This is a genomic window from Curtobacterium sp. L6-1, assembly GCF_018885305.1.
Taxonomy (GTDB): Bacteria; Actinomycetota; Actinomycetes; order Actinomycetales; family Microbacteriaceae; genus Curtobacterium; species Curtobacterium aetherium.
The window spans coordinates 28,974-44,480 of the sequence record NZ_CP076544.1; the positions used below are offsets into that span (position 1 = coordinate 28,974).

A 15,507-nucleotide genomic window follows, 5' to 3' on the forward strand; every position below is an offset into this window, starting at 1 on the left:
GGGCCTGTCGTGGCCCCGTCGTCCGCTCAGTACGCCCGGAGTCGTACTGCATGCGGTACCGCATTGGTACCGCATCCGAACAGTACGACGCAAGTCGTACTGCGAGACGAACGGTGGTAGCGTCCCGTCCATGCCCGCGCGCGAGGATGCCCCCGAACGGCTGCCCCAGCCGTCCCCGGCCGAGATGGACCTGCCCGTCGTGATGGACGCCCTCTCCGACCCGATCCGGCTGTCGATCCTGCACCGGTACCTGGTTGACGCAGCCGGCGGTGAGCGCTCGTGCGGATGGGTCGGCATCGACCGGCCGAAGTCCACGCTGACGCACCACTTCCGCGTCCTCCGCGAGGCCGGACTCCTCGAGCAGCACCTCGAGGGCCTGACCCGGGTGAGTCGCGTCCGCACCGAGGCGGTCCAGCAGCGGTTCCCGGGGTTGCTCGACCTCGTGCTCGACTGGCACGTCCCGGCCGGGCTCGTGCGCGCCGAGGCCCTCGCGTGAGCGCCGCCGCACCGCACCGCCTGCCGACCGTCGTCGCCGACCCCGCCGTCACGTCGGCGCTCGCCGCGGACCTGACCGCCGCCGGCTACACGGTCGAGGGGGTCGACGCCCTGTGGGGGACCGAGGCCGCCGCAGCCCTGCACCGGGGTGTCCGCGTCGCCGCCCTCCGCGCCCTCGCCACCCGCACGACGACACCGCTGTCGACCGTCGCGACCCTCTTCGTCCTCGGCCTGCCCGTGCCCTCGTCCGATGCTGCGACCGCCTTCCCGACCGTCGGCGTCGACGCCCTGGTCGACGCCGGGGTCCTCCGCGTCGAGGGGACGGCGGGGGAGCAGGTCGCACCCGCGCTCGACCTCCGGCCCTACGCGTTCGTCGACGACCTCGGCGCCGGCAGCTGGTGGATCGCGTCCGACCTCGGCGAACTCGCCCTCGGGCACGCCATCAGCGAGGAGCACGTGCTCGGCATCGGCGGCGCCACCACCACGCTGAGCGGCCTGCAGGTCCCCGTGCCCGTCCGACGGGTGCTCGACCTCGGCACCGGGTGCGGCATCCAGGCCATGCACGCCCGACGCTTCGCCGACGAGGTCGTCGCCACCGACATCTCCACCCGCGCGCTCGACATCGCCCGATTCAACGCGCAGCTCAACGGGATCGACGGCATCGAGTTCCGGCTCGGCTCCCTGTTCGAGCCGGTCGCCGGCGAGCGCTTCGACCGCATCGTCTCGAACCCGCCCTTCGTCATCACGCCCCGACGCGAGGGCGTCCCTGCGTACGAGTACCGCGACGGCGGCATGGTCGGCGACGCCCTCGTCGAGACGGTGCTGCGCGGGTTGGCCGACCACCTGGTCCCCGGCGGGACCGCGCAACTGCTCGGCAACTGGGAGTACCGCTGGGGCAGCGACGGCCTGGACCGCGTGCGGTCGTGGTTCGCCGACACCGACCTGGACGTGTGGGTGGTCGAGCGGGAGCGCGAGGACCCGCCCGCCTACGCCGAGACCTGGATCCGCGACGGCGGCACGAAGCCCGGGACGCCCGGCTTCGACGACCTGGTGGACGCCTGGCTCGACGACTTCCGCGACCGCCACGTGACCGGGGTCGGGTTCGGGTACGTCGTGGTCCGGGCCGCACCGGTGCCGGGAGGCGCTGCCGCCCTCCGGCGGTTCGAGCGCGTCCCGCAGACGCTCGGCTCCAACCCCGCGGGACTCGGCGCGACGGTCGCGCGGACGCTCGACGCCGTCTCGTGGCTCGCCGGTCGCGACGACCGCGCCCTCGCCGCCGCGCACCTGCGCGTCGCCGGGGACGTCACCGAGGAACGGCACTACTGGCCCGGCAACGACGACCCCACCGTGATGACGCTCGTGCAGGGCGGGGGCTTCGGCCGCCGGGTCGACGCCGACACCGCACTCGCGGCCTTCGTGGGCGCGGCCGACGGGGAGCTCACCGTGGGGCAGATCGTCGGCGCGATCGCCCAGCTCACCGAGGTGGACGAGGCCGCGCTCACCGCGGACCTGCTCCCGCGCCTCCGTGACCTCGTCCTCGACGGTCTGCTGCTCCCCGCCTGACCGCGGGGGTCAGCGGCGCCAGGTGTGCTCGGGCGCGTAGCCGAGGAGCTCGCGGGCCTTCTCCGAGGACAGCAGGGAGCTGGTGCCCTCGAACTCCGCACGGCGCTCGACGTCCGGAAGGTACCGTTCCACGAGCTCGAGCGTCGGGATGTCCATCACGGTGTCCGGGCTGGCGATGACGAACGCCTCGAAGCCGGTCAGCTCGCTCTCGAGGGCCTTCCGCACGGCCTGGGCGCCGTCGCGCGAGTCGATGTACGACCACAGGTTGAAGGTCTTCGCCTCCGGGGTCGCGTCCCACGGGAAGGCCGGGTAGTCGGTCTCGTCCATCACGTTCGAGAAGCGCAGGCCGATCATCTTCAGCTGCGGGTCCCAGCGCGTGAAGTGGCGGGCCATCTCCTCCTCGACGGCCTTGCCGAGCGAGTACGAGGACTGCGGGCGCACCGCGAAGTCCTCGTCGACGGGCAGGTAGGGCGGGTGGTGCTCGCCCATCGGGATGCCGAGGAGCGTCTCGCTGGAGGCCCAGACCACGTTGCGGATGCGGGCGGCGCGAGCGGCGTGGAAGACGTTGATCGACGCCGTCACGTTGTTCGTGATGAGCGCCACGTCCGGCACCTGACCGGGTGCCGGCACCGCGCCGAGGTGCACCACGGCGTCGACCGAGTCGTACCGGTCGTCGACCCCGAGGAAGGTGTTGAGGACCTGGCCGTGGTCGGTCAGGTCGGTGCGGACGAACTGCACCCGCTCGGGCTTGTCCGGCGAGGGCACCCGGTCGATCAGCACGACGTCGTAGCCGTGCTCGTCCAGGTCGCGGACGACCGCCCGTCCGAGCTTGCCGCTGCCACCGGTCACCACTACACGCGTCATCGCGTCACTCCACCTCGTCGTCGAGACCCCGGATCGGGTCCCGTCCATCCTGCCCTGCGGGTGGTGGACGCAACCAGGTACGGGCGGTACCTGCGTGGTCGGGGTGGGGCGGGCCTCCCGGCCGGTGGTCAGGAGGCGGTGGTCGCCTGGGCCATCGCGAGGCGCGTCACGAGCTCCACGTGCTCGGCCATGTCGCGCGACGGGTCGTAGAGCCACTGGATCTGCATGCCGTCGGAGACGGCGAGCAGGACGCTCGCGAGTTCCTCGGGGTCGAGGTCGGCGCGCAGGCGGCCGTCCTGCTGCATCGTGCGGAAGTCCGCGGTCATGCGGCTGCGGGTGCTCTCGTAGCGCTCGCGGAAGTAGTCGTGCGCGGGGTGCTCCGGGTCGGTCGCCGCAGCGGCCGACAGGTTCACGAACATCTGCACGAGTCCGGGGACCTCGGCGTTGTGCCGGACGACCGCGGCCAGGAGCGCCGCGAAGTCGGGGGCGTCCCACTGCGCGGCGTTGTCGTGCTCGTCGCGCCGTCGGAGGATCGCGACCCAGAGCTCGTCCTTCGAGTCGAAGTAGTGCAGGAGTCCGGCCTGGGTGAGCCCGACGGCGTCCGCGACGTCCTTGATGCTGGTGCGGCGGAACCCCTGGGTGGCGACGAGGTCGAGCGCGACGGACAGGATCTCCTCGCGCTTGGCGATGCCCTTCGCGTACGAACCCCGTCGTGCCATGGCGAGAGAGTACCGCCCCGTGACCGGAGCAGAAACCGAACGGCACTAGGGATTGGTGCTAGCGTGGGGACACTGCCGACGACGGCGCTCGGCGGTACGTCCCCGACGGAAGGACCGACCACCGTGACCACGACCCCAGCAGCCCCCGGACCGCACGACGAGCGCATCGACGCCCTCGTCGCCCGGCTGTCCACCGAGCAGAAGGTGCAGGTGCTCACCGGCCGTGACTTCTGGACGACGTGGCCGGTCGAGGAGATCGGGCTGCGCCGCGTCCTCATGTCCGACGGGCCGTCCGGGGTGCGCGGCGAGGTCTGGGACGAGCGCGACCCGTCGCTCAACCTGCCGTCCGCGACGGCGCTCGCCGCCTCGTGGGACCGCGCGATCGCCCGCCGCTACGGCGGAGCGGCCGCCGTCGAGGCGCGGCGCAAGGGCGTCGACGTCGTCCTCGGTCCGACGATCAACCTGCACCGCTCACCGCTCGGCGGTCGCCACTTCGAGGCGTTCAGCGAGGACCCGGTGCTCACCGGTGACCTGGCCGCCTCGTACGTGGCCGGTGTGCAGGAGCACGGGGTCGCGGCGACCCCGAAGCACTACATCGCGAACGACTACGAGACCGACCGCTTCACCGCCTCGACCGAGGTCTCCGAGCGGGCCCTCCGCGAGCTCTACCTGCTCGCGTTCGAGAAGGCCGTGACCGAGGCGCACGCCTGGGCGGTCATGTCGTCGTACAACGCGGTGAACGGCGTGACGGCGTCGGAGAACGACCTGCTCGAGACGCCGCTCAACAGCGAGTGGGGCTTCGACGGGGTCGTCGTCTCGGACTGGACCGGCGTGCGGTCGGTCGATTCGGCGAACGCCTCGCAGGACCTCGCGATGCCCGGGCCGAACCCGTGGTGGAGCGAGGGGCCGCTGCTCGAAGCGGTGCGGTCGGGTGCGGTGCCGATGGCGGCGATCGACCGGAAGGTGCGGCGGATCCTGGTGCTCGCGGCGCGGGTGGGGGCGCTGGCGGACGTGGACGTGGACGTGGACGTGGACGTGGACGAGGCCGGGGCGGTCGACGCGTCGTCGGTGCCGTCGGTGCCGTCGGTGCCGTCGGCGCCGTCGGCCGAGGACGGCGTCGCGTTCGTGCGGGAGGCCGAGGCCGAGGGCACCGTGCTCGTCCGCAACACGGGCCTCCTGCCCGTCGCTCCCGCCGACGTGACCCGCATCGCGGTGATCGGCCACAACGCCGACCAGGCCCGGACGCAGGGCGGCGGTTCGGCGACGGTCGTGCCGTCGTCGGTCGTGTCCCCGATCGACGGCATCCGGGCGGCCTACCCCGACGCCGAGGTCGAGCACGCGATCGGCGCGGTCGTCCAGGAGGGCATCGCCGAGTTCCCGCTCGACACCATCACGAACCCGGCGACCGGCGAGCCCGGGGCCCGGGTGGCGTTCGTGCGCGCGGGCACCGAGCTGTACACCGAGGACCGCCGTGCGACCGCGCTCTTCTGGTTCGGCGGCGACGCTCCCACCCGCGAGGCCGACCGCCTCGACATCACGACCACCCACACGGCACAGCAGGACGGCATCGTGCGGATCGGCATCGGCGCCGCCGGACGATCGCGGATGTGGATCGACGGCGAACTCCTGCTCGACGAGGACGTGCCCTTCGAGGGCGACCAGCTCGGTGCGGCGTTCCTCAACCCGCCGGCCCGGTCCGTGCCCGTGACCGTCACCGCCGGGCAGCAGCTCGCGATCCGGATCGAGCACGACATCGTGCAGGACGAGACCCTCGGGGGTGTGCTCGCGTACCAGTTCGGCACCGAGCCCTCGGACGACGACCCGGCCGACCTGATCGCCGCGGCCGTCGCGACCGCGTCCACGGCGGACGTCGCGATCGTCGTCGTCGGCACGAACAGCCGGGTCGAGTCCGAGGGGTACGACCGCACCTCGCTCGCCCTGCCCGGGCACCAGGACGCCCTCGTTGCCGCCGTCGCCGCTGCGAACCCGGCCACGGTCATCGTCGTGAACGCCGGCGCGCCCGTCGAGATGCCGTGGCGGGACGACGTGGCCGCGGTGTTGCTCACGTGGTTCGGCGGCCAGGAGTACGGCAACGCCCTGGCCGACGTGCTGACCGGGGCCCGCGAACCGGGCGGGCGCCTCCCCACCACCTGGCCGGTCGCGATGGCCGACGTGCCGGTGCTCGACGTCACCCCGGTCGACGGCGCGGTCCGGTACGACGAGGGCGTGCACATCGGCTACCGGGCCTGGTTGCGGAGCGGTACCGCCCCGGCGTACCCGTTCGGACACGGCCTCGGGTACACGTCGTGGTCGATCGAGGGGATCGCGGCGACGCCGACCGTCACCGAGGGCGACGCCGTCATCGTCACGGCGACCGTCGCGAACACCGGCGACCGCGCCGGCAAGCACGTCGTGCAGGTGTACGCGTCCCGAGCGACCTCGGCCGTCGACCGTCCGGTCCGCTGGCTCGTCGGGTTCGCGCCCGTGCGCCTGGCGGCGGGAGCGTCGACCGAGGTCTCCGTCGAGGTCCCGGCCCGTGCGTTCGCGTACTGGGACGGCGGGCGGGACGGGCGCTGGGCCTACGAGCCGGGCTCCTTCACCCTGCACGTCGGGTCGTCCGTGGTCGACGAGGCCGGGCAGGCGACCCTCGAACTGGAGTGAGGCCGACAGCTGTGGATCCGTCCACTTTCCGCACCTGACGGGGCCTGGCCAGTAGCATCGGTGCTGCGCCAGTCGGCTGGTTACCGGCGGCGCGCGCATCGACGAGGGATTCCCGTGCGAGCGCCGCGGCCTCCTGATCCGGTCGATGGCGCCCCGGTGGTCCTGATGCGTCCCGATGCGCCCCCGCACGATGTGCGGGGGCGCATCCTCGTTCTGCGGCTCATCGGCGTGACAGATCGTCAGGACAGGTGGAACGATGGCTCCACCATCCCGTGCGGATCAGGGACGGGATGGTCGTCCGGCGGGGGAGCCCGCAGGACTCACCGACCCGTGGGCCCCGCTGGACGTCCTCTGGGTCGTCGTGCGGTCGTGCGCTCCAGCGGCGCTGCGGTCGTGCGGTCTTGCGCTCGTCCGGCGTCGACTGCTGACCGGCCGGAGGCGCGTGGTGCGGCAGTCGGCGCGGACCGCCGGTACGCGGTACGTCAGGCGGTGCGGACCGCCGGTGCGCGGTGCGTCAGGCGGTGCGGACCGCCGGTGCGATCTCCTCGGCGACGATCCGCAGGATCCGCTCGTGGGAGGCGCTGTCCCCGTTGGCCGGCAGGGTCACGACGAGCTCGTCGGCCGCCGCCACCGCCGGGTCGGCGCGGAGTGCGTCGACGATCGCGGCCGGCTCACCGGAGAGCACGCGGCTGAAGCGGAACGGCGGGCCGGACAGGGGCCGACCGTCGTCGTCCATGCCCGAGGCGTAGCCGGTGAGGAACTCCTCGTGCACCGCGCGGTCGTGGTCGTCGAGCAGCGGGACGATGATCCGACCGACGGCGACCTTCGACCGGCGGTCCGGGTGCAGCTCGCCGAAGCGGGCACGGTAGGCGGCGATCTGGTCGGCCTGTGCCTCGGCGAAGGGGGCGCCGGTGTCCTCCGTGTTCAGGGTCGAGCAGTGCAGCAGCAGGCCCTTCTCGGCCGTCTTCACGGCGGTGCCCGTGCTGCCGCCGCCCCACCAGACACGGTCGAGCAGGCCGGGGCTCTGCGGCTGGAGGGTGAGCTCGGCACCGGCGGGGATGCTCTCGTAGCCGTTGCCGGCGGAGCCGAGGGCGTCGCCGCGCAGGACCTCGAGGAGCCGCGCTGCCCGGGCCTCGGCCTCGTCACGGAACGACCGCTCGGAGCCGCCGAACACCGGGTCGAGGATCGGTCCGTAGCCGGCGATGCCCGTGCTGATGCCGAGTTGCACGCGCCCACCGCTGAGCAGGTCGACCGTGCTGGCGTCCTCGGCGAGACGGACCGGGTCCTCGTACCGCATGCCCAGGACGGCCGTCCCGAAGCCGATCGTGGTCGTGCGCTGGGCGGCCGCGGCGAAGAAGGTCATCGGGCTCGTCAGGAAGGGCTCGAAGTGCCGACCGCGGACCCACCCCGTGCCGTAGCCGAGCGTCTCGGCGGTCGCGAACAGCTGCAGACCGTCCTCGAGGGCGCTCGCGGCACCGGGGGTACCGCCGTGGTTCGGGACGAAGGAGAGGAAGCCGAGTTCGCGCACGGGTCGAGTCTATGCGGCCGTATGTATCTGTGGAAGGTGCCGGGCCTGTCCACAGGATCCGGGCCTCCCGTGTGGGACGGCTGCCGTCCTGGGAGGATGGGTCCATGACCGACGTCACCACCGTCCCTCCGCTCGTCGCCGCACTGCCGGCGGCCGAGGGCGGTGTCGTCGATCCCGACGCCGTCTACACCGCGTTCGCCGACTGGGCCGCCACCGGCGGCCGGCCCCTCTACCCCGCGCAGGACGAAGCGCTCATCGAGCTCGTCTCCGGGGCGAACGTCGTGCTCAGCACCCCGACCGGCACCGGCAAGTCGCTCGTCGCGGCCGGGGCGCACTTCGCCGCGCTCGCCGAGGGCAAGCGGAGCTACTACACGGCGCCGATCAAGGCGCTCGTCTCCGAGAAGTTCTTCCAGCTCGTCGACCTGTTCGGCGCGCAGAACGTCGGCATGGTGACGGGCGACTCGGCGGTCAACGCCGACGCGCCGATCGTCTGCTGCACCGCCGAGATCCTCGCGAACCTCGCGCTGCGCCAGGGGCCGGACGCCGACGTGGACGTCGTCGTGATGGACGAGTTCCACTTCTACGGCGACGCCGACCGCGGCTGGGCCTGGCAAGTGCCGCTGCTGGTGCTCGACCGGGCGCAGTTCCTGCTCATGTCCGCCACGCTCGGCGACGTCACCACCATCGCCGACGACCTGTCGCGCCGCACCGGACGGCCGACCGCGCGCGTCACCGGCGTGAGCCGCCCGGTGCCCCTGGCCTACGAGTACGTGATGACGCCCGTGCAGGAGACCGTCGAGCGCCTGCTCGAGGAGCGCAAGGCACCGGTGTACATCGTGCACTTCGCCCAGGCCGCGGCGCTCGAGCGGGCGCAGTCGCTCATGTCCGCCAAGGTCGCCAGCCGCGAGCGTCGTGACGAGATCGCCGAGGCCATCGCCGGCTTCCGCTTCAGCGCCGGGTTCGGACAGACCCTGTCGCGACTCATCCGCGCCGGCATCGGCGTGCACCACGCGGGCATGCTGCCGAAGTACCGGCGGCTGGTCGAGCAGCTCGCGCAGCGGGGCCTCCTGCCGGTCATCTGCGGCACGGACACCCTCGGTGTCGGCATCAACGTCCCGATCCGCGCCGTGCTGTTCACCGGCCTGACCAAGTTCGACGGCACGAAGATGCGCCAGCTCTCGGCCCGCGAGTTCCACCAGATCGCCGGACGCGCCGGTCGTGCCGGGTACGACACCGAAGGCGACGTCGTGGCCGAGGCGCCGGAGCACGACATCGAGAACGCCCGCGCCGTCGCGAAGGCCGGCGACGACCCGAAGAAGAAGAACAAGATCAAGCGCAAGAAGGCGCCCGAGGGCTTCGTGTCGTGGGGGCAGGCGTCCTTCGAGCGACTCATCGCGGCCGAGCCCGAGCCGATGGCGTCGCGCATGCGGATCACGCACGCGATGGTGCTCTCCGTGGTCGCCCGCGGCGGGGACGCCTTCCAGGACGTTCGGTCGCTCGTCTTCGACAACCACGAGCCGCGGTCCCGCCAGCTCGCGATGGCCCGCCGCGCCCTGACCATCGCCCGGACGCTCGTCAACGCCCGCGTCATCGAGAAGGTCGACGGCACCTACCGGTTGACCGTCGACCTGCAGGCGAACTTCGCGCTCAACCAGCCGCTGTCGCCGTTCGCCCTGGCGGCCTTCGAGCTGCTCGACCCCGACTCGCCGACCTTCGCCCTCGACATGGTCTCCATCGTCGAGGCCACCCTCGACGACCCGCGCGCGATCCTTTCGCAGCAGCAGTTCAAGGAGCGTGGTGAAGCGGTCGCGCGGATGAAGCAGGAGGGCATCGAGTACGAGGAGCGCATGGAGCTCCTCGAGGACGTCACGTGGCCGAAGCCGCTCGACGAGCTCCTCACCGCCGCCTACGAGAGCTACGCGGACGAGCAGCCCTGGGTGCTCGACTTCACGCTGTCGCCGAAGTCCGTCGTCCGCGACATGTACGAGCGGGCGATGACCTTCGGCGACTACGTGCGCTTCTACCAACTCACGCGGTCCGAGGGCCTCGTGCTGCGGTACCTCTCCGACGCCTACCGCACGATGCGGCAGACCATCGCGGACGAGCACCGCACGCAGGAGCTCGACGACCTGATCGAGTGGCTCGGGGAACTCGTGCGGCAGGTGGACTCCTCGCTCGTCGACGAGTGGGAGGCCCTGATGAACGGGGACGTCGCGCTCGCCGAGGCCGAGCACGAGGAGATCGCGCCGCCGCAGCCCGCGCGGCTCACCGGCAACGTGCGGGCCTTCCGGGTGCTCGTGCGGAACGCGCTGTTCCAGCGGGTGCTGCTGGCGGCCCGCGACGACATCGACGGGCTCGGTGAACTCGACGCGCAGCAGGGGTTCGACCGCGCTGCCTGGGACGCCGTGCTCGAGGAGTACTACGACGAACACGACACGATCGGCATCGACGCCGAGGCCCGGTCGATGCAGTACCTCGTGCTCAGCGAGCAGGGACGGACCTGGCGGGCGCGGCAGCTCTTCGCGGACCCCGCAGGCGACAAGGACTTCGGGTTCTCGGCGACCATCGACCTCGACGCCTCCGACGAAGCGGGGGAGGCCGTGGTGCGGGTCACCGAGATCGGGCGCTTCGACGGGTGGGCCGAGGTCGACGTCGACTGACGAACGCACGAACGAACACGAGCGCGTGCGGTCCGGTAGGTTCGGGGTTCCCACGGAAGGAACGCCCATGCGTATCGGCTCCAGCATCGCCCTGATCGTGATCGGCGCCATCGTCGCGTTCGCGGTCGACTTCCAGGTCGCGGGCATCGACCTGAAGCTCATCGGCTACATCCTCATCGCAGCCGGCATCATCCTGCTCATCATCAGCCTGGCGGTCGGCTTCGGCGGACGTCGGACCACCACCACGACCCGGTCCGGGGTCGACCCGGCATCCGGCGAGCAGATCACACGGCAGGACCGCCGCGACGGCACCTACTGACCCCAGCAGCACGGACGAGGAGGGCGGGACCGGTCGGTCCCGCCCTCCTCGTGTGTCCTGGTGGACCGTGCGGCTGCGGCTGCGGCTGCGGCTGCGGCTGCGCGTCCGTCCGGCTCAGAAGAGCGTCGCGGGCGGCACGGCCTCGGGCAGCGCTTCCGGCTCCGGCACGTCGACACCCGGCCACCCCGGGCCCGTCGGCACCTCGGTGCGGTTCTGGTACGCGGTCGCGGCACCCCGGGCGCGGACGTCGGCGGCCTCGTTCATCTCGTGCCCCATGTGTCCGCGCACCCACTCGAAGGTGACCTTGCGGCCCTGCAGCTCGGCGTCGAGCTCCTTGATGATCTCGACGTTGAGCACGGGCTTGCCGTCGGCCTTCCGCCAGCCCTTCCGCTTCCACCCCGCGAGCCACTCGGTGCACGCCTTGATCGCGTACTGGCTGTCGCAGAGGATGTGCAGCGGCTCGCCCGCGTCCTTCGTGGCACGTAGCAGCTGCAGCACGGCGGTGAGCTCGCCCTGGTTGTTCGTCCCACGCGGCCAGCCACCGGCAGCCCAGCGGTCGTCGTCCACGTACCAGGCCCAGCCGGCGGGGCCGGGGTTGCCGAGGGCTGAGCCGTCTGCGGCGGCGACGATCGTCACGGTGAGACCTCCTGGTGGTGGCGAGTGCCCGACGAGCGTAACGGACCTGGTGCCCGCTCGACGCGGGTGTGGAGACGCACATGCGATTAGATGCCGCCCCTTCCCGAAGAGACAGTCGGCTAGATATGAAGCGGTCTCAGCTAGTAGCGTCCTCTTGCTGCCTGCTCGAGGCCGCTCGATGCAGAGGGAACGATGACCATCATCACCAAGCGGGCGCTTCACGGCGCCGCGATCGGAACAGCCGTCGCCGTCGTTCTGGTGGGGACTGGAGTTGTCGGCTCTACCCCAGCCCAGGCAGTGCTCGACGCATCTGCCCCGGTGTTGTCGAGCGTGACGGTCTCGAATCCTTCGCCGTCCAGCGGCTCCATCATCAACGAGACCGTTGGAGCCTCGGACGTAGGAACTGGCATCGATTTCATCGTCGTGTCGATCCGGGACGAGGTCGGCAAGACTCACACCATCCAGGGCAGCAATGCCGGAGACCTGCGGCTACCCATTGACAGCTCGTGGGCGGTCGGGCCGGCTCAGGTGACAGACATCACGATCTTCGACAGTGCAGACAACTACGCCGTCTACAGGCGCAACGGGTCTGCGACGGTACTGGAGAACGGCTCCTTCACTTTCCAGGGGCACACGGTCGACTTCTCGGCTGGCGACTTCACCATCTCCGAGAAGCCCGCAGTCGTGCCGTTCGACCAGGTGAGTGCGCCGTTGCTGGTCGCCGGAACGGCGCAGGTCGGGGGAACGATGACGGCGTTGCCCGGTGCGTGGACGCCGACGCCGACGACGACTTCGCTGCAGTGGTTCGCTGATGGCCGCGCGATCCAGGGCGAGACTCGCTCGGAGCTCGCTTTGACGGCAGCTCTCGCCGGCAAGGTCATCACGGTCGCTCAGACGGGGAGCCGCTCGGGCTACGTGGACCAGACGGTCGTCAGTCAGCCGTCGCCCGCAGTGCGGCCCGGCTCGTTCGACCAGGTGAGTGCGCCGTTGCTGGTCGCCGGAACGGCGCAGGTCGGGGGAACGATGACGGCGTTGCCCGGTGCGTGGACGCCGACGCCGACGACGACTTCGCTGCAGTGGTTCGCTGATGGCCGCGCGATCCAGGGCGAGACTCGCTCGGAGCTCGCTTTGACGGCAGCTCTCGCCGGCAAGGTCATCACGGTCGCTCAGACGGGGAGCCGCTCGGGCTACGTGGACCAGACCGTCGTCAGTCAGCCGTCGCCCGCAGTGCGGCCCGCCCCGGCCGTCGAGAACTTCGTCGCTCCGAGCATCAGCGGGGCGGCCCGGGTCGGTGAGACCCTCGTCGCCGACGTCGGGCGCTGGGAAGCCGGCACGACCTTCCGGGTCCAGTGGAGCGCCAACGACGAGCGGATCAACGGGGCAAATGGTCTCAACCTGATCCTGGCGGAAGCGCAGCGTGGCAAGGTGATCTCCGTCGCGGTGACCGGCGTGATCAGCGGCCGTACTGACACGACGGCCGTCTCATCCCGGACGGTAGCGGTCTCGGCTCCGCTGCAGGCGTTCGTCTCAGCTGTTCCGACGATCGTGGGCACGCCCCGCGACGGCTCGATCCTGACCGCTCGAGTCGGAACGTGGACACCCGCGCCGACGACGTGGAAGTACCAGTGGCTCCGCGACGGTCAGCGCATTGCCGGAGCGACGAAGTCGACCTTCACCGTTCCGACATCTGCGGTCGGCGCGAAGCTGTCCGTGGTGCTCACCGGAAGCAGAGCCGGTTACGGGGATGCGACCGTCTCGAGTGCAGAATCGAAGCCCGTAGCGCCGCTGAAGAAGCTGACGGCGACCCCGAAGCCCAAGATCAGCGGGACGGTCAAGGTGGGGAAGGTTCTCACGGTATCGGCCGGCAAGTGGTCACCGGCTCCGGTGGCGCTGACGTACCAGTGGAGCGTCAACGGAACTGCGATCGTCGGCGCGACCAAGTCGACCGTGAAGATACCGAAGAGTGCGGGCGGTAAGACGATCACAGTGACCGTGACGGGCAAGAAGGACGGTTACGTCACCGTGAAGCAGACGTCGGCGAAGACGGGCAAAGTCGCGAAGTGACGTCGGGCTTCGGCTCGTCAGCGTCCGGCATGCTCGGATCGATCGAACCGCTCGGCCGCATCGAGGGCCTCGACCAGGGCCTTCTCATCGAGCACGTCGTAGAAACCAAACGGCCGCGGGCCGGCGATGCCGTCCAAGCCTGAGTTCGCGTACTGGGCGGTGACCGCGGTCGAGCGCCCGAAGAACGAACCCGTGATGCCACGGTCCTGCCACTCGACCGACACGTGCCCCCGGGACCGGGTCACGGTCCGGTCGGTCCGGGAGACGTCGGTCTCGCGGGTGTTCGTGCCGGTGGTGATGAACGCACGGCGATCCGTCACGGCGTAGACCTCGGTGCGCTTGCGGTGTCGCTTGACGAGGAACCGGCCCCCGATGAAGAACAGCCCGACCAGCACGAAGACACTGCCGAACAGCGCGAAGAACCACGGCGCTCCGGTGGTCAGGACACTGACCTCCCAGAAGATCGCGAAACCGCCCCACAGCAGGCTGAACGGCACGAGGAAGGCGTCGCGTGCGCTGAACAGGCGGGCGGGATCGCTCTGCCCCACCCACAGCAAGCGTTCGCCGGGGCGGAGTTCGTCGGTGGCCAGGGCACGAGGATCGATCACTCTTCGACGGTACCGATGTGGTGGCGGCCCTGTTGTGCCCCGATCGATCCGACGGCCTGGGAGTCGACCACCACGAGCCGCCTACCGTTCCGGGAAACGGGAGGAACCACCATGAGCAACGACATCGCAGGCCCCGAGCACTCCGACGACCGGGACCGCTCGGACGCCCTGACCTCGGCTGCGCACAGCGACGACGTCGACGGGGTCAGCGGTCGCGAGCAGCGGGCCGCCGACACCTCGTACAGCCCCTCGAGCGAGCGGGAGATGGAAGCGTCGCAGACGAAGCAGCGGGACGACGACGACCTGCGCGAGGACGGCATCGACCCGTCGCGGGTCGTCGCAGCCCCGGGTACCGGTGGCGCTGACGACGCCGGTGACGTCGAGCCCGAGCCCGGCGACCTGCACCTGCCGTGGCAGTCCGAGGAGGACCGCCAGGGCTGAGGGCCCGGTAGGAGCAGGCGGGCCGGCCGCCGTCGAACCCGTTGCGCTCAGACCACCGAGTCGGGGTGCGACCCGGTCCGCTGACCGGACTCGAGCCCGGCGATCGCTGCGAGTTCGTCGTCGGTGAGCACGAAACCGTCGACGTCGATGTTCGACCGGATGCGCGACGGTGTGACCGACTTCGGCAGGACCACCACGCCCTGCTGCACGTTCCACCGGACGAGCACCTGCGCGACGCTCACCCCGTGTGCCTCCGCGATCCCGGTGAGGACCGGCTCGTCGACCAGGCGTCCGCGGCCGAGCGGCGACCAGGCGCCGGTGACGATGCCGTGCTGCTCGTGGAACGCGATGAGCTCGCGCTGGGGCAGCCACGGGTGTCGCTCGACCTGGTTGAGCGCCGGCACCTCGCCGGTCTCGTCGATGAGCCGCTCGAGGTGCGGCACCTGGAAGTTCGACACCCCGACGCTGCGGGCACGGCCCGACTCCCGCAGTTCGACGAGCGTGCGCCAGGTCTCGACGTAGCGGTCGTTGGCCGCCGCGGGCCAGTGGATCAGGTACAGGTCGACCGTGTCGAGCCCGAGACGCTCGAGGCTGGCGTCGAACGCGCGCAGGGTCGCGTCGCGCCCCTGGTGGTCGTTCCACACCTTCGTGGTCACGAACACGTCGTCGCGGTCCAGCCGGGAGGCACGGATCGCCGCCCCGACACCGCGTTCGTTGCCGTACATCTCGGCCGTGTCGACGTGGCGGTACCCGGCGTCGAGCGCCGTGCCGACGGCCGTCTCGGCTGCGGTGTCGTCGACCTTGTAGACGCCGAAGCCGACGGCGGGGATGCTCCGACCGTCGCGGAGGGGGATGGAGGTGACCATGCACCCATCCTGCCCGGCGTGACGGGAGGACCCGGGCCTCCCGGGCGGATCTGTGGAGAACCGGCCCGGGCGGACCTGCGGGG

At 71.2% G+C, this 15,507-nt stretch carries 13 protein-coding genes; 7 read left to right on the forward strand and 6 right to left on the reverse strand.

Translation table 11 applies throughout. The annotated features are described in order from the left end of the window. Nucleotides 1-130: 130 nt before the first annotated feature. Both KM842_RS00105 and KM842_RS00110 read left to right on the forward strand, forming a co-directional pair. A complete protein-coding gene (locus KM842_RS00105; protein ID WP_216259840.1) occupies nt 131-496 on the forward strand; it encodes an ArsR/SmtB family transcription factor in 366 nt (121 codons plus the stop codon). Continuing rightward, complete coding sequence (locus KM842_RS00110; protein ID WP_253206168.1) at nt 493-2,058, forward strand: DUF7059 domain-containing protein; 1,566 nt, start codon at nt 493-495, stop codon at nt 2,056-2,058. Before KM842_RS00105 ends, KM842_RS00110 begins: the two co-directional genes overlap by 4 nt. Nucleotides 2,059-2,067: 9 nt before the next feature. Here the strand turns inward: KM842_RS00110 and KM842_RS00115 are convergent, their stop codons facing one another. Both KM842_RS00115 and KM842_RS00120 read right to left on the reverse strand, forming a co-directional pair. Further along, on the reverse strand, nt 2,068-2,922 hold the full coding sequence (locus tag KM842_RS00115; RefSeq protein ID WP_216259842.1) for an NAD-dependent epimerase/dehydratase family protein: 855 nt from the start codon (nt 2,920-2,922) through the stop codon (nt 2,068-2,070). Nucleotides 2,923-3,050: 128 nt separating this feature from the next. Further along, complete coding sequence (locus tag KM842_RS00120) at nt 3,051-3,641, reverse strand: TetR/AcrR family transcriptional regulator (protein WP_216259843.1); 591 nt, start codon at nt 3,639-3,641, stop codon at nt 3,051-3,053. Nucleotides 3,642-3,764: 123 nt separating this feature from the next. Between KM842_RS00120 and KM842_RS00125 the strand changes: the two genes are divergently transcribed. After that, a complete protein-coding gene (locus KM842_RS00125; protein ID WP_216259846.1) occupies nt 3,765-6,302 on the forward strand; it encodes a glycoside hydrolase family 3 protein in 2,538 nt (845 codons plus the stop codon). Between the two features lie 514 nt (nt 6,303-6,816). Here KM842_RS00125 and KM842_RS00130 read toward each other — a convergent pair. After that, complete coding sequence (locus KM842_RS00130) at nt 6,817-7,830, reverse strand: LLM class flavin-dependent oxidoreductase (RefSeq protein WP_216259847.1); 1,014 nt, start codon at nt 7,828-7,830, stop codon at nt 6,817-6,819. 104 nt (nt 7,831-7,934) lie between these two features. Here KM842_RS00130 and KM842_RS00135 point away from each other — a divergent pair, with 104 nt between their 5' ends. Continuing rightward, nucleotides 7,935-10,490, forward strand: coding sequence for a DEAD/DEAH box helicase (locus KM842_RS00135; RefSeq protein ID WP_253206169.1), 2,556 nt, complete (start codon nt 7,935-7,937; stop codon nt 10,488-10,490). A gap of 67 nt (nt 10,491-10,557) precedes the next feature. Beyond that, nucleotides 10,558-10,809: a DUF6458 family protein gene (locus KM842_RS00140; RefSeq protein WP_110890864.1), complete on the forward strand. Its 252-nt coding sequence runs from the start codon at nt 10,558-10,560 to the stop codon at nt 10,807-10,809. 114 nt (nt 10,810-10,923) lie between these two features. Here KM842_RS00140 and KM842_RS00145 read toward each other — a convergent pair whose 3' ends face one another. Then, a complete protein-coding gene (locus KM842_RS00145; RefSeq protein WP_216259848.1) occupies nt 10,924-11,445 on the reverse strand; it encodes a ribonuclease H family protein in 522 nt (173 codons plus the stop codon). A 192-nt stretch (nt 11,446-11,637) separates the two neighbouring features. Here KM842_RS00145 and KM842_RS00150 point away from each other — a divergent pair, with 192 nt between their 5' ends. Further along, a complete protein-coding gene (locus KM842_RS00150; RefSeq protein ID WP_216259849.1) occupies nt 11,638-13,509 on the forward strand; it encodes a hypothetical protein in 1,872 nt (623 codons plus the stop codon). Between the two features lie 17 nt (nt 13,510-13,526). On the opposite strand, the gene KM842_RS00155 is transcribed toward KM842_RS00150, so the two are convergent. Then, complete coding sequence (locus KM842_RS00155; protein ID WP_216259850.1) at nt 13,527-14,117, reverse strand: hypothetical protein; 591 nt, start codon at nt 14,115-14,117, stop codon at nt 13,527-13,529. 111 nt (nt 14,118-14,228) lie between these two features. On the opposite strand from KM842_RS00155, the gene KM842_RS00160 reads away from it, so the two are divergent. Next, on the forward strand, nt 14,229-14,558 hold the full coding sequence (locus KM842_RS00160) for a hypothetical protein (RefSeq protein WP_216259851.1): 330 nt from the start codon (nt 14,229-14,231) through the stop codon (nt 14,556-14,558). A 47-nt stretch (nt 14,559-14,605) separates the two neighbouring features. On the opposite strand, the gene KM842_RS00165 is transcribed toward KM842_RS00160, so the two are convergent. Then, complete coding sequence (locus tag KM842_RS00165; RefSeq protein WP_216259852.1) at nt 14,606-15,424, reverse strand: aldo/keto reductase; 819 nt, start codon at nt 15,422-15,424, stop codon at nt 14,606-14,608. Nucleotides 15,425-15,507 lie beyond the last annotated feature (83 nt).